14 protein-coding genes and 2 pseudogenes are annotated in these 17,131 nt (G+C 74.8%); 8 read left to right on the top strand and 8 right to left on the bottom strand.

Features of this window, described 5'->3' with window-relative positions; all coding sequences use genetic code 11:
• Positions 1–20: 20 nt before the first annotated feature.
• The 4 genes and pseudogenes from QBL21_RS22320 to QBL21_RS22305 all read left to right on the top strand — a co-directional run.
• Complete coding sequence (locus QBL21_RS22320) at positions 21–1,439, top strand: aldehyde dehydrogenase family protein (protein WP_407563998.1); 1,419 nt, start codon at positions 21–23, stop codon at positions 1,437–1,439.
• Between the two features lie 85 nt (positions 1,440–1,524).
• A complete protein-coding gene (locus tag QBL21_RS22315; protein WP_407563997.1) occupies positions 1,525–2,613 on the top strand; it encodes a Zn-dependent alcohol dehydrogenase in 1,089 nt (362 codons plus the stop codon).
• 413 nt (positions 2,614–3,026) lie between these two features.
• Positions 3,027–5,249 carry a PQQ-dependent sugar dehydrogenase gene (locus tag QBL21_RS22310; RefSeq protein ID WP_407566513.1) on the top strand — a complete coding sequence of 741 codons (2,223 nt, stop codon included), beginning with the start codon at positions 3,027–3,029 and terminating at the stop codon, positions 5,247–5,249.
• Between the two features lie 50 nt (positions 5,250–5,299).
• Positions 5,300–6,058 (top strand): annotated as a pseudogene (locus QBL21_RS22305) (ThuA domain-containing protein); the annotation flags it as partial.
• Positions 6,059–6,288: 230 nt separating this feature from the next.
• On the opposite strand, the gene QBL21_RS22300 reads toward QBL21_RS22305, so the two are convergent.
• From QBL21_RS22300 to QBL21_RS22290, 3 genes and pseudogenes are all read right to left on the bottom strand, one after another.
• Positions 6,289–6,825, bottom strand: coding sequence for a GNAT family N-acetyltransferase (locus QBL21_RS22300; protein ID WP_407566512.1), 537 nt, complete (start codon positions 6,823–6,825; stop codon positions 6,289–6,291).
• Positions 6,825–8,419 (bottom strand): annotated as a pseudogene (locus tag QBL21_RS22295) (amidase). Before QBL21_RS22295 ends, QBL21_RS22300 begins: the two are co-directional and overlap by 1 nt.
• On the bottom strand, positions 8,416–9,621 hold the full coding sequence (locus QBL21_RS22290; RefSeq protein ID WP_407563996.1) for a MalY/PatB family protein: 1,206 nt from the start codon (positions 9,619–9,621) through the stop codon (positions 8,416–8,418). The pseudogene QBL21_RS22295 and the gene QBL21_RS22290 overlap by 4 nt, the downstream one beginning before the upstream one ends.
• A 362-nt stretch (positions 9,622–9,983) precedes the next feature.
• On the opposite strand from QBL21_RS22290, the gene QBL21_RS22285 reads away from it, so the two are divergent.
• A complete protein-coding gene (locus QBL21_RS22285; RefSeq protein ID WP_407563995.1) occupies positions 9,984–10,718 on the top strand; it encodes a hypothetical protein in 735 nt (244 codons plus the stop codon).
• A 108-nt stretch (positions 10,719–10,826) separates the two neighbouring features.
• Here the strand turns inward: QBL21_RS22285 and QBL21_RS22280 are convergent, their stop codons facing one another.
• The gene (locus tag QBL21_RS22280) at positions 10,827–11,339 is read right to left on the bottom strand and encodes a DUF402 domain-containing protein (RefSeq protein WP_407563994.1); all 513 of its coding nucleotides are present in this window, start codon (positions 11,337–11,339) and stop codon (positions 10,827–10,829) included.
• A 47-nt stretch (positions 11,340–11,386) separates the two neighbouring features.
• On the bottom strand, positions 11,387–12,034 hold the full coding sequence (locus QBL21_RS22275) for a TetR/AcrR family transcriptional regulator (RefSeq protein ID WP_407563993.1): 648 nt from the start codon (positions 12,032–12,034) through the stop codon (positions 11,387–11,389).
• Positions 12,035–12,216: 182 nt separating this feature from the next.
• Between QBL21_RS22275 and QBL21_RS22270 the strand changes: the two genes are divergently transcribed.
• Positions 12,217–12,864 (top strand): TetR/AcrR family transcriptional regulator, encoded by a 648-nt coding sequence (locus tag QBL21_RS22270; protein ID WP_407563992.1) that lies wholly within the window; start codon positions 12,217–12,219, stop codon positions 12,862–12,864.
• Between the two features lie 21 nt (positions 12,865–12,885).
• Here the strand turns inward: QBL21_RS22270 and QBL21_RS22265 are convergent, their stop codons facing one another.
• Positions 12,886–13,347 (bottom strand): MaoC family dehydratase, encoded by a 462-nt coding sequence (locus QBL21_RS22265; protein ID WP_407563991.1) that lies wholly within the window; start codon positions 13,345–13,347, stop codon positions 12,886–12,888.
• A gap of 105 nt (positions 13,348–13,452) precedes the next feature.
• Positions 13,453–14,193, bottom strand: coding sequence for a 3-keto-5-aminohexanoate cleavage protein (locus tag QBL21_RS22260; protein ID WP_407563990.1), 741 nt, complete (start codon positions 14,191–14,193; stop codon positions 13,453–13,455).
• A gap of 204 nt (positions 14,194–14,397) precedes the next feature.
• Here QBL21_RS22260 and QBL21_RS22255 point away from each other — a divergent pair, with 204 nt between their 5' ends.
• Positions 14,398–15,162, top strand: a complete 765-nt coding sequence (locus QBL21_RS22255) for an SDR family oxidoreductase (protein WP_407563989.1) — start codon at positions 14,398–14,400, stop codon at positions 15,160–15,162.
• A gap of 89 nt (positions 15,163–15,251) precedes the next feature.
• The gene (locus QBL21_RS22250; RefSeq protein ID WP_407563988.1) at positions 15,252–15,845 is read left to right on the top strand and encodes a TetR/AcrR family transcriptional regulator; all 594 of its coding nucleotides are present in this window, start codon (positions 15,252–15,254) and stop codon (positions 15,843–15,845) included.
• Positions 15,846–15,904: 59 nt separating this feature from the next.
• Here the strand turns inward: QBL21_RS22250 and QBL21_RS22245 are convergent, their stop codons facing one another.
• Entirely contained in the window at positions 15,905–17,128 is a 1,224-nt protein-coding gene (locus QBL21_RS22245) for an acyl-CoA dehydrogenase family protein (protein ID WP_407563987.1), read from the bottom strand.
• Positions 17,129–17,131 lie beyond the last annotated feature (3 nt).

Here is a 17,131-nt window from a genome sequence, read left to right as displayed (position 1 = left end):
ACCGACCGGGAGACGTACCGATGCAGGCTCACGACGGCATGTTCCTCGATGGCCGCTGGCGGCCCGCCGCCGGCGACGGCGTCATCGAGGTCGTCGACCCCGCCGACGAGCGGGTCATCGCCACCGTCCCCGCCGGCACCGCCGCCGACGTGGACGCCGCCGTCGCCGCCGCCCGCGCCGCGTTCCCCGGCTGGGCGGCGACCCCGCCCGGCGAGCGGGCCGCGCGCGTCGGGGCGCTGAGCGAGGCGCTGGCCGCCCGGGCCGAGGACGTCGCCGCGACGGTCACCGCGGAGCTGGGCGCGCCGCTGGCGTTCAGCCGCAAGGTGCACGCCGCGGTGCCGGTCGCCGTCTCCGCCTCGTACGCGGAGATCGGCGCCTCGTACCCGTACGAGGAGAAGGCCGGGAACTCCACCGTCCTGCACGAACCGGTGGGCGTCGTCGGCGCGATCACGCCGTGGAACTACCCGCTGCACCAGATCGTCGCCAAGGCCGCCCCCGCGCTGGCCGCCGGCTGCACCGTGGTGCTCAAGCCCGCCGAGAACACCCCGCTGGTCGCCCGGCTCTTCGCCGAGGCCGTCGCCGCGGCCGGCTTCCCGCCGGGGGCGGTCAACGTCGTCACCGGGTTCGGCGCCGAGGCCGGCCGGGCCCTCGTGGAACATCCCGGGACCGACTTCCTGTCGTTCACCGGCTCGACGGCCGTCGGGCGGGCGGTCGCCGCGGCGGCGGGTGCGGCGGTCAAGCCCGTGGCGCTGGAGCTGGGCGGCAAGTCCGCGAACGTCATCCTGCCGGGCGCCGACCTCGCCAGGGCCGTCGCCGTCGGCGCCGCCAACGTCATGGCCAACTCCGGACAGACCTGCAACGCCTGGACCCGGATGCTCGTCCACCGCTCCGCGTACGACCAGGCGCTCACCCTGGCCACCACCGCCGTCGCCACGTACGTCCCCGGCGACCCGCGCGACCCCGGCACCCGCCTCGGCCCCGTCGTCAGCGCCGCCCAGCGCGACCGCGTCCGCGGCTTCGTCGAGCGGGGCGTCGCCGAGGGCGCCCTGCTGCTCGCCGGCGGGCCCGGGGCGCCGGCGGGGCGGGAGCGCGGCTACTTCGTCCAGCCCACCGTCTTCGCCGACGTCACCCCGGAGATGACCATCGCGCAGGAGGAGATCTTCGGGCCGGTGCTGGCGATCATGCCGTACGAGGACGAGGACGACGCCCTGCGCATCGCCAACGGCACGGACTACGGCCTCGCCGGCGCCGTGTGGGCGGGCGACGAGGCGACGGCGGTGGCCTTCGCGCGGCGGATGGAGACCGGGATGGTCGACATCAACGGCGGGCGGTTCAACCCGCTGGCGCCGTTCGGCGGTCACAAGCGGTCCGGGATCGGCCGCGAGCTGGGGGTGGCCGGGCTCGCGGAGTTCCTGCACACCAAGTCGCTCCAGCTCTGAGGCAAGTCCCCCGCCCGTCCGCCCAGCCGCGCCCCCGGCCTCTGCGCCCCCCGACCCGCGCACCCCCGAGATACGGAGCCCTCCGATGACCCGCGCCGCCGTCCTGCCCGCGATCGGCTCCCCGCTCGAACTCGCCGACATCGACCTCCCCGCCCCCGGCCCCGGCCGCGTGCGCGTCCGGCTCGCCGCCGCCGGCGTCTGCCACTCCGACCTCTCCCTCGCCAACGGCACCCTGCGCCAGCCCGTCCCCGCGGTGCTCGGCCACGAGGGCGCCGGCACCGTGGTCGAGGTCGGCGAGGGGGTGACCGGTGTGGCCGCGGGTGACGAGGTGGTGCTCAACTGGGCGCCGTCCTGCGGCGCGTGCCACTTCTGCGGGCTCGCCGAGCCGTGGCTGTGCGCCGCCGCCGGTGCCGCCGCGGCCGAGCCGTACGCCACCCGCGCCGGCGCCGGCCTGTACCCGGGCCTGGGCACCGCCGCCTTCGCCGAGGAGACCGTCGTCCCCGCGCACGCCGTGCTGCCCCTGCCCGCCGGGGTGCCGCTGGCCGACGCCGCCCTCCTGGGCTGCGCCGTGCTCACCGGCTGGGGCGCCGTGCACCACGCCGCAGCGGTACGGGCCGGGGAGTCGGTCGCCGTCTTCGGCGCCGGCGGGGTGGGGCTCGCCGTGCTCCAGGCCGCCCGGATCGCGGGCGCCGGGCCCATCGTGGCGGTGGACGTGTCGCCGGCGAAGGAGGAGCTGGCCCGCGCCGCCGGCGCCACCGACTTCGTCCTCGCGGCGCCGGACGCGGAGCGCGCCACCGCGAAGCGGATCCGCGCGCTGACGGCCGGGTTCGGCGCCGACGTGGCGATCGAGTGCGTCGGCCGGGCGGAGACGATACGTACCGCGTGGTCCTGCACCCGCCGCGGCGGGCGGACGACGGTCGTCGGCATCGGCGGGCAGGAGGAGCAGGTGTCGTTCTCCGCGCTGGAGCTGTTCTACTTCGGCCGCACGCTGGCCGGTTGCGTCTACGGCAACAGCGACCCGGCCCGCGACCTGCCCGCCATCGCCGCGCACGTACGCGCCGGGGAACTGGACCTCGGCGGGCTCGTCACCGCGCGCATCGGGCTCGACGGCATCCCGGCGGCGTTCGACGCGATGCTCGCGGGGCGCGGCGGCCGGGCACTGGTGATGTTCTGAGCAGGCCGGGGCGCGTGGGACCTGTCGTCGCGGGGGCGTGGATCCGTCAGCCGGATTACTTGACGGGCGGCGCGGCACGCGGAAAGAAAGTGTCCTGACGATCAAGCTGCGGCAACACCCTTGCCTTCACTTCTTGGAGACATGAAGGCGCCCGGGGCGGCCTTCTGCCAAGTCTCCCCGAGCTTTGGGCTCTTGGTGGATAAAGTTTGTTTGCGGTTGAGTCGAAGCAGTTCCCAGGGTGGGGAAAAGAAGTTAACTTGTTGCGGACCGGTCAGACCGGGGCGTCGTTGTCACCCCCCTCCTTTCGGACGACGCCGCCCCGTGGCGCGACGGCGCGCGCCTGTGCAACCCCCCACCGACCCTCTCCACGGAGGAAGCGCGTGCACAGGAAAGTCAGAAAGGTCATTGCCGCATTGTCAGGCGGCCTGCTCGTGACGACGGGCGTGGTTGCGCTCACCGTCACGCAGACGGCCACGGCCGCCCCGCCGCAAGCCGCGGCGGCGGAGTTCCGGCAGGTGGAGCTGGCCAAGGGCGTGCCCGACATGGGCGAGCCCATGTCGCTGGCCGTACTTCCGGACAGGTCTGTGCTGCACACCGCGCGCGACGGCACGCTGCGCCTGACCAACGCCAACGGCGACACGAGCGTCGCGGGCAAGCTCCCCGTCTACACCAACGACGAGGAAGGTCTCCAGGGCGTCGCCGCCGACCCCGGCTTCGAGTCCAACCGCTTCGTCTACCTCTTCTACGCCCCGCCGCTGAACACCCCCGGCGGCGGCGCCCCCGAGAACGGCAGCCCCGCCGACTTCGCGCCCTTCGACGGCGTGAACCGGCTCTCGCGGTTCGTCCTGAGCGAGAACGGCACGCTGGACATGGGCAGCGAGGTCACCGTCCTGGAGGTCCCGACCTCCCGCGGCCAGTGCTGCCACGTGGGCGGTGACATCGACTTCGACGCCGAGGGCAACCTGTACCTGTCCACCGGTGACGACACCAACCCGTTCGCCTCCGACGGCTACTCGCCCATCGACGAACGGGGCGATAGGAACCCGGCGTTCGACGCCCAGCGCTCCTCGGCGAACACCAACGACCTGCGCGGCAAGGTGCTGCGGATCAAGGTCAACGCCGACGGCTCGTACGACATCCCGGCCGGCAACCTCTTCGCGCCCGGCACGGACAAGACGAAGCCCGAGATCTACGCCATGGGCTTCCGCAACCCGTTCCGGATGAGCGTCGACAAGGCCACCGGCACCGTCTACCTCGGCGACTACGGCCCCGACGCCGGTGTCGCGAGCGGCACCCGCGGCCCGGCGGGGCAGGTCGAGTTCGCCCGCATCACCGAGCCCGGCAACTTCGGCTGGCCGTACTGCACCGGCGACAACGACGCCTACATCGAGTACGACTTCGGCAACGGCTCCTCCGGCGGCGCGTACAACTGCGGCGCCCCCGTCAACAACTCGCCGCACAACACCGGCCTGACCGAGCTGCCGCCCGCCCAGGCCGCGTGGATCCCCTACGACGGCAACTCCGTCCCCGAGTTCGGCAACGGCTCCGAGTCCCCGATGGGCGGCCCGGTCTACAACTACGACGCCGGTCTCGACTCGGCCGTGAAGTTCCCCGAGGAGTTCGACGGCGACTACTTCGCCGGCGAGTTCGGCCGCCGCTGGATCAAGAACATCAAGGTCGACGGCTCCGGCGGGGTCGAGTCCATCAACAACTTCCCCTGGTCCGGCACGCAGGTGATGGACATGGCCTTCGGGCCCGACGGTGCACTGTACGTCCTGGACTACGGCACCGGCTTCGGCAGCGGCGACGCCTCCAGCGCGCTCTACCGCGTCGAGAACGTGCCGGCGGGGCAGGCGGGCGGCGCCAAGGCCGGTGAGGAACCGAAGATCGTCAAGGCCGGCGGCGCGGACAGCGACACCCCGAAGGCCGAGAGCGCGGCGTCGGTGGAGCTGAAGCTCCCCGGCAACGGGCAGCTCTTCGAGTTCGGCGACGCCGTCCCGTTCGAGATCGAGGTCACCGACCCCGAGGGCGGTGAGGTCGACTGCTCGAAGGTGACGCTCGACTACCTGCTGGGCCACGACTCGCACGCCCACCACCTCGCCTCCGCCTCGGGCTGCTCCGGCACCCTCCAGACCCCCCAGGACGGCGGGCACGACGTGAGCGCCAACATCTTCGGCGTCTTCACCGCCAAGTACACCGGCGCGGACGGCACCCCCGTCACCGACCAGCACCTCGCGCAGCCCCGGCACCGGCAGGCCGAGCACTTCAAGACCACCGAGGGCGTCGAGGTCGAGTCGGCCGAGACGGCGGAGGGCGGCTCGCGGGCCGGCGCGATCGACGACGGCGACTGGATCGCGTTCGACCCGTACCTGATCGAGGACGGCGACTTCACCGCCGGCGTGGCCGCCGAGGCCGCGGGCGGGACCATCGAGGTACGCGCCGACGCGCCGGACGGCGCGCTGCTCGGCACCGTCGAGGTGCCGGCGACCGGCGGCGCGGACACGTACCAGGACGTGACCGCCACCCTGGCCGACGCACCGGCGGAGACCACCACGCTCCACCTGGTCTTCACCGGCGCGAGCGACGCACCCTTCACCGTCGACTCCTTCACCCTCGGCTCCGGAGGCGAACAGTGACCGACACCAGGCGGCGGGCCCGGCGGCTGGCCATCCCGGCCGCGGCATGCATGCTGCTGGGCGCCGTGGCGGCGCTGCCGGCGACCGGCGCGACGGCGGCCCCGGCCCCGGAGCCGCGGGCCGCGGCGGACGCGGAAGCAGCCCCCTTCGACGTGCTGGTCTTCTCCAAGACGGCCGGCTTCCGGCACGACTCGATCGACGAGGGCGTCGCGGCGCTCACCCAACTGGGCACCGAGAACGACTTCACCGTCACCGCCACGGAGGACGCCGGCGCGTTCACCGCGGAGAACCTGTCGCAGTACGAGACTGTCGTCTTCCTGCACACCACGGGCGACGTGCTCGACGCGACCCAGCAGACGGCGTTCGAGGGCTACATCCAGGGCGGCGGCGGCTACATGGGCATCCACGCCGCCGCCGACACCGAGTACGACTGGCCGTTCTACGGCGAGCTGGTCGGCGCCTGGTTCGCCTCGCACCCCGCGATCCAGCAGGCCACGGTGAACGTCGAGGACCACGCCCACGACGCCACCGCGCACCTGGACGACCAGTGGGTCCGCAACGACGAGTGGTACGACTACCGGGCCAACGCGCGCGACACCGCGCACGTGCTCGCCACGCTCGACGAGGCGACCTACAACGGCGGGCAGATGGGCGAGGACCACCCCATCGCCTGGTGCCAGGAGTACGAGGGCGGCCGGTCGTTCTACACCGGCGGCGGCCACACCGCCGAGTCGTACGCCGAGCCGGACTTCGTACGCCACCTCCTGGGCGGCGTGCGCTGGTCGGCCGGCGCGATCGAGGCCGACTGCGGATGAGGCGCCGGGGCCCGCGCCCCGGCTGCCCCGAGACCCGTCGTCACCGCGAGGGGCGGTGACGACGGACCGGCCCCCGGGCCGGAGCGGCGAACGGGCGGCACGCCGAAGCCACCCCGCCGCCGAACCCAGGTGCCCGGCCACTCCCGGCCGGGCACCTGGTCCGTTCTCCGCCGGGCCGCCGCGCCCGCCCCGGCGGCCGTGCGGGCCGACGGCGCGCCGCGGCGCTAGGGCCTGTCGTCCAGCAACTCGCCCTCCAGCAGGCCCATCGTGAACTGGTCGTACCAGCGCCCGTCCCGCCGGAACACGGACCGCAGCCGGCCCTCCTCCACGAAGCCCGCCTTCTTGTAGACGCTGATCGCCGCGTGGTTCTCGGTCACCACCGTCAGCGAGATCTTGTGCAGCCGCATGTCCTCGAAGCCGAAGCGGCACATCGCCCGCAGCGCGTCCGTGGCGTAGCCGCGGCCCCAGTAGTCCTTCTCGCCGAGGTAGAGGTCCAGCTCGGCCAGGCCCGTCTCCGGTTCGGCGTCGCGCAGCCGGACGAGGCCGATCAGTGCGCCGTCGGCCAGCACCTCGACCGCGTAGAGCACGTCGTCGTACGCGTTCGGCGCGCGCTCCTCCAGCCGCCGGCGGACCCGGGCCAGCGACGCCGCGTAGCCGTCGTCCATCCAGCGCATCACGTCGGGGTCGTGGTTCCACCGCCACAGCGCGTCCGCCTCCGCGGGCTCGAACGCGCGCAGCTTCACCAGCTTTCCGAGGACCATCACGGTCGCGAGCCCTCCGGGGCGTCCTGGATCCGGCGCCAGGGCCGGTCGGCCTCCAGGGCGAAGGCCAGCTCCAGCAGCGTGCGTTCGTCGCCGTGCGCCGCCGAGAGCATCACGCCGACCGGTACGCCGCCCGCCGCGGCCGGCTCGGTGGCGGGGGCGGGCAGGGAGACGGCGGGGCTGCCGTTGATGTTGTTGATCGGGGTGAAGGCCACGTACGCCCGCAGCCGGTTCAGCAGCTCCTCGTACGGGACGTTGGGGGAGAGGTGCCCGAGCCGCGGGGTGGTGTGCGCGAGGACGGGGGAGAGCAGCACGTCGTAGCGGGTGAGGGCCGCGTCGTACGCGTCGTCCGCCGCGCGCCGCAGGCGGCGCAGGACTGCCGGGGTGGTGTGCATCCGGCGCAGGTACGTCGCCCGCAGGCCCTTGCTGAGCCCGTCCATCCGGCGGCCGTCGAAGTGCCGGTCGTACATGAACCGGCCGCCGGCGCCGGCGAGGAAGGCGAGCATGCCCCAGTAGGAGATGAAGTCCTGCTCGAAGCGGCCGTCGAGGGGCAGCGCGTACGGCTCGACGGTGTGCCCCTGGCCCTCCAGCGCGGTGGCGACGGCGGCGACGGCCGCGCGCGTGGCGGCGTCGGTCGTCGCGCCGGTCGGCGACTCGGCCACCAGGCCGATGCGCAGCCGGCGCGAGCCCGGGCCCTCGACCAGGCCGAGCGGGGGCATGCGCGGGTTGCGCCAGTGCCGTTCGACGGCGGCGAGGAACGCGGCGGTGTCGCGCACGGACCGGCTCAGGACGCCGTCGCCGACCATGTCGATGGGCAGCCGGCGGCCCGTCTCGTTGGGGACGACCCGGCCGCGGGTCGGCTTGAGGCCGACGAGCCCGCAGCAGGCGGCGGGGATGCGGATGGAGCCGCCGCCGTCGTTGGCGTGGGCGATCGGCACGGCGCCGGAGGCGACGAGCGCGGCGCTGCCGCCGGAGGAGCCGCCGGGGGAGTAGGAGAGGTGCCAGGGGTTGCGGACCGGCTCGTCGTTCTCGTACTCCGTGGTGGCGTTGAAGCCGAACTCCGGCAGCCGGGTCTTGCCGAGGAACGTCATGCCGGTGCTGAGGAACTGCCGTGTGAACGGCGCGTGCCGGGGCGCGGTGCGGGGGGTGAAGGCGGCGCTGCCGTGGCCGGTGGGCAGGCCGCCGTAGTCGGTGTTGTCCTTCAGCATCGTGGGCACGCCGGCGAGCGGGCCGGCGGCCGTGTCGTCCGTCTCGTACGAGTCGTAGGCCGGGACGGCGACGGCGTGCAGCTCGGGGTCGACGAGGCGGATGCGCTCGACGGCGGCGCGGGCCAGCTCCCCGGCGGTGACCTCGCCGTCGCAGACGAGGGCGGCGAGGGCGACGGCGTCATGCGCGCCGAGGGCGTCGTCGCGGAAGGCGTGGACGGGCGCGCGGTCCGGCGCACCGCCCGCGGGTGCGCCGCCCGGTGTGCCGCTCCCGGGCGCCGCGGCGGCGCGGGCCGGGACTTGCCGCCGGAGCCGGCCCGCGGGGCGGCGGGGCCGCGCTTGCGCGGGGCGGAACCGTTCTGCCTGTTCCGGGTGACGTCGTCGGTCATGGCCTGCCTCCCGGCTGGGTCGACGCTTCCACGGCGGTGGCCATCCGGTCCACCGCCTCGGTCAACACCTCCGGCGAGGTGGCGAAGTTGAGCCGCGCGTGGCCCGCGCCGCCCGTGCCGAACTGGATCCCCGACGCGAGCGCCACGCGCCCGCGGTCCAGGAACACCGCGGCGGGGTCGTCCCCGAGCCCCAGTGCGCGGCAGTCCAGCCAGGCCAGGAACGTACCGTCCGGGACGCGGTACTCCACGCCGGGCAGCCGCTCCGCCAGCAGCCGCCCGAGCAGCCGGCGGTTCCCGTCCAGCCCGGCGAGCAGCGCGTCGAGCCACGGGCCGCCGTGCCGGAGCGCCGCCACGTGCGCGATCGCCCCGAGGTGGCTGGCCCCGTGCGAGACCTCCTCGGGCAGCAGCGCCAGCTCACCGGCCGACTCCTCGCCCGCGACGGCCAGCGCCGCCTTGAGCCCCGCGAGGTTCCACGCCTTCGACGCCGACAGCAGCGCGAAGCCCCGGCCCGCGCCGGGCACGGTCAGATACGGCACGTGCCGGGCGCCGGTGCCCGGCGGCACCAGCGGGGCGTGGATCTCGTCGGCGACGACCCGGACCCCGTGCTCCTCGGCGAGCGCGGCGACCCGCGCCAGCTCGGCGGCGGTGTGCACGGTGCCGGTCGGGTTGTGCGGGCTGCACAGCAGGTACGCCGCGCGGTGCCCGCCCGAACGGGCCGCGGCGAACGCCGCCGCCAGGGCGTCGGTGTCGAGGCGCCGGTCCTCGCCGAGCGGGGCCTCGACGATCCGGCGGCCGAGGTTCTCGGTGAAGGCGTAGAACGGCGGGTAGACGGGGGAGTTGACGACGACGGCGTCGTCCGGGCCCGTGACCAGCTTCAGCACCTCGACGATGCCGAGCATCACGTCCGGCACGATGGCCATCCGCTCGACCGGCACCCGCCAGTCCCAGCGCCGCTTCGCGAACTCCGCCAGCGCCTCCGCGTACGGCCCGACGGTCGCGTACCCCGTGTCGCCCAGGTCGATGGCGCTCCGCACCGCCTCGGCGACGGGCTCGGCGAGCGACGTGTCCATCTCGGCGACCCACAGCGGCAGCACGTCGGGCGGATACGCCCGCCACTTCATCGACGTCCGCCGGCGCAACTCCGCGAGCGTCGGCCCCCGCAGCGGATCGGCCACCGGGCCGCCCGGCACGCCGGCGGTCATCGGCACCCGCCGGCCGGGCGGGTCGGGACGGGGCGGGCGAGAGGGCTGCGCGATCGGGCCATGTCCGCCATGGTAGGTCGGCCCACCGACACCGGACCTGCGAATTCACGCCTCGCGACGCGAGAGTTACCGACCGGTCGGGGAAGGGGCCGCGAGGCCGGGTCGAGCCGCCGCACCGGGCCGGAGCCGAGGGAGGTGCGCGCCGCGGTCACCGGCCGCGCCATCCACGGCGAACAAGGCGTGGAGGGGGTGAACGGGACCCGCGCAGGGGGCGTATCCGTAAAGGCCAGAACCGTTCCCCGCCCGTGCGGCCCCCACCGCACGGCGGGGTCCGGGCAGGAGCGGCTTCGAACGGAGTACTCATGAGCTTACGCAGACGGATCACGACCGTCGTGGTCGCGGTGGGGGCGTTGATCGCGATCAGCGCGGCCACCCCGGCCACCGCGGGCGGCGGGTCCGGGCAGACCCTGGGCGCGGGCGACTCCCGGTGCACCGACCAGGTGAGGTCGGACACCGGCGCGCGGCTGACCGGGCACCTCACCAACGGCACCGGCGAGTGGACCGTCCGGCGGGCCGGCACGGCCGGCGGCCCGGAGACGGTGGTCTTCCGCGGCCCGGCCGGTTCCGACTCCGGGCAGCAGACGCCGATCGACACGACGGTCGCCGCGACCGGAGGGGAGGACTTCTTCTACCGGGCGTGCATCGTCGTCGACCGGATCCAGAAGTACGGACACTTCAGCATCACCCACTACCGCATGTCGCTCACTTCCGGCAGTCCCCGCGCGGTGGACGACATCGGCCCGGACACGGCGACGCTCTCCTCGTCCGCCCAGGCGTGCGGGGACGAGACGTTCGTCGAGCCCGGTGACACCATCCGGCTGGAGGGCACGTCCAGCGGCCCGACCCAGTGGTTCGTCTCCGTCACGGGGAGCACGGACAACTACGAGGGCAACTGGGCCGTGCTCATCGAGGACGTCGAGGACATCGACCGGACGGTGGCCCTCGACCCGGAGATCACCGCCGTGACGGCGTGCGGCGGGAGCCGCGTCGCGGAGGGCGGAAAGGTCTCGCTGGCGTTCGAGATGTCCCTCGTCTAGCACGCCGGGAAGGCCCGCCCCCTCCGCACCCCGGGGGTGGCCTCCGCGAGGCGGCCACCCCTTCGCGTGCTTCCCGCGCGGCCGTGTGCCGTCCCGCGTACGGGCGGACTAGCCCTCCGCCACCTGCTCCAGCCACCCCAGGTGCGCCCCGTCGAACGGCGCCGTGCCCGCCGCCACCGCCGCCATCAGCCACTGCGCCGAGGCCGTCGCCCGCGCCACCGTCTCCTCCGAGTAGCCGTAGCGCAGCCGGTGTTCGGCGAACTCGTCCTCGTCCAGCAGCCGCGGCTCGCGCTGCCCGCGCCAACGGGCGACGTCGAGGTCCAGGTCGACCATCGTGACCTCGGCGGCCGAGCGCCAGCGCGGCGGAGTGGTGATGTCCGCGTAGAGGTCCGTGCGCCGCGGCGGGGCGTTGAACTCGGCGGTCCACCAGGCGTCCCGGGGGAAGAGCGCCACGTGCGCGCACTCGACCGTCACGGGCGGCCCCGTGCCCTTGCGCGTCGTGCCGCCGGCCGGCTGCCCGAGCCACACGCCGTGCTCGTCCTCGCCGAGGCGGCGCATGGTCGTGTTCCAGTGCAGGGTGCCGTCGTACTTGCGGTAGATCACGCGTACCAGGTCGGCCATTGCGGGATCATAGCCCCGCCCGCGCCCCGCCTTGCGGCGCCCCGGCGTCAGCCCGACGGCTGCCCGCTGAGCTGGGCGAACTGCAAGCGCAGCCCGTCCACCAGCGCCCGCAGCCCGGTCTCGAAGGCGCCCTCGTCCACCTCCTGGCGGTGCTCCGCCAGCAGGTGCGCCCGGCCCAGGTGCGGGTAGTCCTCCGGGTCGTACGCCGCGGGGTCGGCCACGAAGCCGCCCGCGAACGAGCCCAGCGCGGAGCCGGCCACGTAGTACCGCATCAGGGCGCCGACCCGGGTGGCCTGGGCGGGCGGCCAGCCGGCCTCGACCATGCCGCCGAACACGGCGTCCGCCAGCCGCAGCGCCGCCGGTCTGCGGCCGGGGCCCTGGGCGAGCACGGGCACGATGTTCGGGTGCGCGGCCAGCGCTCCCCGGTACGACCTGGCCCAGGCCAGCAGCGCCTCGGGCCACGGCGAGCCGTCCGCGAACATCGACAGGTCGACTTCCGCGACGACGGCGTCCACGGCGGCGTCCAGCAGCTCGTCCTTGGTCGTGAAGTGGTTGTACAGCGACGGCCCGCTGACCCCCAGCTCGGCGGCGAGCCGCCGGGTGGAGACGGCCTGGAGCCCTTCGGCGTCGACGAGGGCGAGCGCCGCCGTGACGATGCGCGCACGGCTCAGCAGGGGCTTGCGGGGGCGGGCCATGGCGCACATTTTAGAGCGCGCGACGCAGAAACTAGCGGCGCTAACCGCGAGGTCACGGCCGGGCCCGCGGGCCCGCCGCGGCCGGGCGCCGGGTGCCGCACCCGGTCCGTACGGCCCTAAGCGCTTGCTCAGCGTCGGGGGTAGGGTGTTCTCCGCGGCACCCGGGAGAGCGGAGAGCGAGCATGCAGGACGTCCAGGACCCCGCGGCCTGGGGCGACGTCGAGCCGGAGGCGGCGCAGCGGCTGCTCACCGCGGGGGTCGAAGCCTTCGCCGAGCGCGGCTACCACGCCACCACCACCCGCGACATCGCCGGCCGTGCCGGGATGAGCCCTGCCGCGCTGTACATCCATTTCAAGACCAAGGAAGAGCTGCTCTTCCGCATCAGCCGGGTCGGCCACGAGCGGGCCCGCGCGATCATCGCCGCGGCGGCGGAGTCAGACGGCCCGGCGCGGGAGCGGCTGGCGCGCGCCGTACGGGCCTTCGCGCGCTGGCACGCGGAGCACCACACCACGGCGCGCGTCGTGCAGTACGAACTGGCGGCGCTCGGCGAGGAGCACTACGCGGAGATCGTCGCGCTGCGGCGGGACATCGACCGGCTGGTGCGCGGGGTCATCGAGGACGGCGTACGGGACGGCGATTTCGCGGTGGACGACGTGCCGGGGACGGCGCTGGCGGTGCTGTCGCTGTGCGTGGACGTGGCCCGGTGGTTCAGCGCGGCGGGCAGCAGACCGCCGGACGAGCTGGGGGCGCTGTACGCGGACCTGGTCGGCCGGATGGTCGCGGCCCCGGCCCCGGCTCAGCCCCCGGACGTGCCGGGTGCCCGGCCGTAGGACGGCCCGGCGGGGGAGCGGTCAGAAGTAGTAGCGGACCACCGACTCCGCGACGCACACGGGCTTCTCGCCGCCCTCGCGCTCGACCGTGTACCGCACGGCGAGCTGCACGCCGTCCGCGACCTCGGTGACGTCCACGATCGTCCCCGACGCCCGCAGCCGGGAGTCCACGGGGACGGGCGCGGGGAAACGCACCTTGTTCGTGCCGTAGTTGACGCCCATGCGGACGCCCGCGACGTCGATGAGCTGCGGGCCGAAGAGCGGCAGCAGCGAGAGCGTGAGGTAGCCGTGGGCGATGGTGCCGCCGAACGGGCCGCCGGCGGCCCGCTCCGGGTCGACGTGGATCCACTGGTGGTCGCCGGTGGCCTCCGCGAACAGGTCGATGCGCCGCTGGTCGACCTCGAACCAGTCCGTGTGCCCCAACTCCTCGCCCACCGCGCCCTTCAGCTCCTCGACCGAGGTGAACGTGCGGGGCTCTGCCATGGCGTGCCTCCCGGGGCGGACGAGGGTGCGTCGGGAACGTCTAAGCGACTGCTTAGCATGGTCGCGGTACGGGCCCCTGTCAACGGCGCCGCACCCGCGTCGCCGTCACGGCGCCCCGGCGCCTCCGGGGTCGGAGCGCAGCACGGCGGCGGCCGCGACCAGCGCGGCGTTCCCGGCGGCGGGCGAGCCGTCCGGGAGCACGAGCGTGTCCTCCAGCCCGATACGGGTCGACAGGCCCAGCCTGGCCGCGAGCCGCAGCACCGGCCAGGCGCCGCCGTCCTCGCCGTGCAGCAGCACGGGCCGGGCGGGTGCTCCTGCCAGGGCGGCGAGCAGGTCGCGGGCGGTGCCGGGCGCGGAGTCGGGGTCGGGATCGGTGACCTCGGCGAGGACGCGGAGCACCCGCGGGGCGAGCGGGGAGGCGAGCAGGAGCGCCGCCGCGCCCGTACCCGACCAGATGCCGGCCTCCACGCCGACGCCGCGCTCCAGCAGCGCGGCGGCCACCTGGTCGGCGCCGGGCTCGTGCCAGTTGACCGAGGCGTGGTCCGGCAGCACGGTCCAGGAGCGGACGCGGGCGACCCGGACCGCGGGGTCGGGCTCCGCCCAGGCGCCGGTCGTCACCCCCACCGGCACCCCGGGCACGGCCCGCCGCACCGCGGTCACGGCGGCGGCGACGTCGGCCGCCACGACCGAGTCGGCCCCGGCGGGCGACTTGGGGTGCAGATGGACGTCCCGGGCCCCGGCCGCACACGCCGCCACCGCGGCGTCGGCCAGCGCCTGCGGCGTCACGGGCACCCCGCGGTGGTCGGCCGCGCTCCGCGGTCCGTTGAGGCAGACCTGCAACAACATCCAGCCACCGTAATCGCCGCCACTGACACCGTCCCGGGGCCGCGCCGGGAGCCGCGTCGCGCGGCGGTGCCCCGGCCCCGCAGTCCTCGGCCCGCCCGGTCCGTACCCTGCCAACGGCCCGCCCGCCGCGGCACCCTGGGCTTTCCCCCGCGCATACCGACCGGTTAGTCTGCCAGGGTCAGCAACCGTGGGGAGGCGGGCGCCGTGGGCAGCGTGCGGGACGCGCGAGCAGTGGTCACCGGAGGCGGCGCCGGCATCGGCGCCGCGCTGGCACGGCGGCTCGCCGCCGAGGGCGCCCGGGTCGCCGTCAACGACCTCGACGCCGCGAAGGCCCGTGCCGTCGCCGCCGAGATCGGCGGCGTCGCGCTGCCCGGCGACGCCTCCGGCGTCGTACCCGCCGCCCGCGGGGCCCTCGGCGGCGGCATCGACCTCTTCTGCGCCAACGCCGGCGTCGGCACCGGCGGCGGTCCCGAGGCCGCGGACGACGAGTGGGCCACCGCCTGGGACGTCAACGTCATGGCCCATGTGCGCGCCGCGCGCGAGCTGGTGCCGGAGTGGCTGGAGCGCGGCGAGGGCCGGTTCGTGGCCACCGTCTCGGCCGCCGGCCTGCTGTCGATGGTCGGCGCCGCCCCGTACAGCGTCACCAAGCACGCCGCGCTCGCCTTCGCCGAGTGGCTGTCCCTGACGTACCGCCACCGCGGCATCGCCGTGCACGCGGTCTGCCCCCAGGGCGTACGCACCGACCTGCTCCGCGCCACCGGCCCCGCCGGGGACCTCGTCCTCGCCCCCGGCGCCATCGAGCCGGAACAGGTCGCCGACGCCGTCGTGGCGGGCATCGCCGAGGAGCGCTTCCTGATCCTGCCGCACCCCGAGGTCGCCGGCTACAGCGCGGTCCGCGCCACCGAACCGGACCGCTGGCTGGCCGGAATGAACCGCCTCCAGCGGACACTGGAGGACGGACGGGGATGACGCGGGTGTCCCGCGGGCCTTCCGGTACGGCGGGACGGGCCGGGCCGCCCGGGCGACACTGTAGGGCAGGACGACGAAGGGGCGAGGACATGGCGACGACGACGGACGGGGAGAGCGGGACGGTGCCCGAGCGGCTGCTCGCCGCCGCCACGAGACTCTTCGCGGAGCGGGGTTTCGACCGCACCTCGGTACAGGAGTTGGTCGAGGCCGCGGGGGTCACCAAGGGGGCGCTCTACCACTACTTCGGTTCCAAGGACGACCTGCTGCACGAGATCTACGCCCGCCTGCTGCGGGTCCAGCAGGAGCGCCTCGACCATTACGCGGCGCTGGACGCCCCGGTCGAGCGGCGGCTGCGGGAGGCGGCGGCGGACGTCGTCGTCACCACCGTCGCCAACCACGAGGACGCGCTCATCTTCTTCCGCTCGATGCACATGCTGAGCCCGGAGAAGTTCAAGGAGGTACGGGCCGAGCGGCGCCGCTACCACGAGCGCTTCCGCAGCCTGATCGAGGAGGGCCAGGCCGCGGGCGTGTTCTCCACCGCGACCCCGGCCGACCTGGTGGTGGACTACCACTTCGGCGCGCTGCACCACCTGGGCAGTTGGTACCGCCCGGACGGGCCGATGTCGGCGCAGGAGGTCGGCGACCACCTGGCGGAGCTGCTGATGCGCGCCCTGCGCCCGTAGCGCCGGAAAGCCCCGGCCCGTACGGCATCCGCCGGTACGCGCCGTGGGGCCGCCCGCGCTCACGCGCCCGGCGCGTACTTCCGCAACTCGCGCCGGGCCAGCGACCGCTGGTGCACCTCGTCGGGACCGTCCGCCAGCCGCAGCGTGCGCGCCCCCGCCCACAGCTCGGCCAGCGGCGTGTCCTGGCTGACGCCCGCGGCACCGTGCAACTGCACCGCGCGGTCCAGGATGCCGACGACCTCCCGCGGCACGGCGATCTTGATGGCCTGGATCTCCGTGTGCGCGCCGCGGTTGCCGACGGTGTCCATCAGCCACGCGGTCTTCAGCACCAGCAGCCGCAACTGCTCCACCGCCACCCGCGCGTCCGCGATCCACGTCTGCACCACGCCCTGGCGCGCCAGCTCCTTGCCGAACGCCGAACGCTCCACCGCCCGGCGGCACATCAGCTCGATCGCCCGCTCCGCCATGCCGATCAGCCGCATGCAGTGGTGGATCCGGCCGGGGCCCAGCCGCGCCTGCGCGATGGCGAAGCCGCCGCCCTCCTCGCCGACCAGGTTCGCCGCCGGGACCCGTACGTCGTCGAGCACGATCTCGGCGTGGCCGCCGTGCAGATGGTCCTCGAAGCCGTAGACCCGCATGGCGCGGCGGACCGTGAGGCCGGGGGTGTCGCGCGGGACGAGGACCATGGACTGCTGGCGGCGCAGGTCGCTCCCGTCCGGGTCGGTCTTGCCCATGACGATGAACACGGCGCAGTCCGGGTTCATCGCCCCGGAGATGTACCACTTGCGGCCGTTGACGACGTACGAGGTGCCGTCCCGCTCGATCCGGGTCTCGATGTTCGTGGCGTCGGAGGAGGCGACGGCCGGCTCGGTCATCGCGAACGCCGAGCGGATCCGGCCCTCCAGCAGCGGCTCCAGCCACCGCGCGCGCTGCTCCGCGGTGCCGAACTCGGCCAGCAGCTCCATGTTCCCGGTGTCCGGGGCGCCGCAGTTGAGCGCCAGCGGCGCCAGGTGGGGGCTGCGGCCGGTGATCTCGGCCAGCGGCGCGTACTGGAGGTTGGTCAGGCCCGCGCCGTACGTGTCGTCGGGCAGGAAGAGGTTCCACAGCCCGCGCCGGCGGGCCTCGGCGCGCAGTTCGTGCACGACCGGCGGGTGCACCCACGGGTCGCCCTGCTCGGCGAGCTGCGCGGCGGCGACCGCCTCGGCGGGGTGGACGTGCCCGTCCATGAAGGCGAGCAGGCGCTCGCGCAGCTCCTCGGTGCGTGCGTCGGGTGCGAAGTCCATGGC

It is taken from the genome of Streptomyces sp. 184 (assembly GCF_045781775.1).
Lineage (GTDB): Bacteria > Actinomycetota > Actinomycetes > Streptomycetales > Streptomycetaceae > Streptomyces.
Note: the sequence above shows the minus strand (reverse complement) of the source record. Positions and strands in the feature narration are given on the sequence as shown.

What these genes read in the sequence shown, in the direction of transcription:
- QBL21_RS22285 (WP_407563995.1), top strand. Translation starts at nt 9,984, where the DNA reads ATGAGCTTACGCAGACGGATCACGACCGTCGTGGTCGCGGTGGGGGCG.
- QBL21_RS22280 (WP_407563994.1), bottom strand. Translation starts at nt 11,339, where the DNA reads ATGGCCGACCTGGTACGCGTGATCTACCGCAAGTACGACGGCACCCTG.
- QBL21_RS22290 (WP_407563996.1), bottom strand. Translation starts at nt 9,621, where the DNA reads ATGACCGCCGGCGTGCCGGGCGGCCCGGTGGCCGATCCGCTGCGGGGG.
- QBL21_RS22260 (WP_407563990.1), bottom strand. Translation starts at nt 14,193, where the DNA reads ATGTTGTTGCAGGTCTGCCTCAACGGACCGCGGAGCGCGGCCGACCAC.
- QBL21_RS22265 (WP_407563991.1), bottom strand. Translation starts at nt 13,347, where the DNA reads ATGGCAGAGCCCCGCACGTTCACCTCGGTCGAGGAGCTGAAGGGCGCG.
- QBL21_RS22300 (WP_407566512.1), bottom strand. Translation starts at nt 6,825, where the DNA reads ATGGTCCTCGGAAAGCTGGTGAAGCTGCGCGCGTTCGAGCCCGCGGAG.
- QBL21_RS22275 (WP_407563993.1), bottom strand. Translation starts at nt 12,034, where the DNA reads ATGGCCCGCCCCCGCAAGCCCCTGCTGAGCCGTGCGCGCATCGTCACG.
- QBL21_RS22270 (WP_407563992.1), top strand. Translation starts at nt 12,217, where the DNA reads ATGCAGGACGTCCAGGACCCCGCGGCCTGGGGCGACGTCGAGCCGGAG.
- QBL21_RS22315 (WP_407563997.1), top strand. Translation starts at nt 1,525, where the DNA reads ATGACCCGCGCCGCCGTCCTGCCCGCGATCGGCTCCCCGCTCGAACTC.
- QBL21_RS22250 (WP_407563988.1), top strand. Translation starts at nt 15,252, where the DNA reads ATGGCGACGACGACGGACGGGGAGAGCGGGACGGTGCCCGAGCGGCTG.
- QBL21_RS22320 (WP_407563998.1), top strand. Translation starts at nt 21, where the DNA reads ATGCAGGCTCACGACGGCATGTTCCTCGATGGCCGCTGGCGGCCCGCC.
- QBL21_RS22245 (WP_407563987.1), bottom strand. Translation starts at nt 17,128, where the DNA reads ATGGACTTCGCACCCGACGCACGCACCGAGGAGCTGCGCGAGCGCCTG.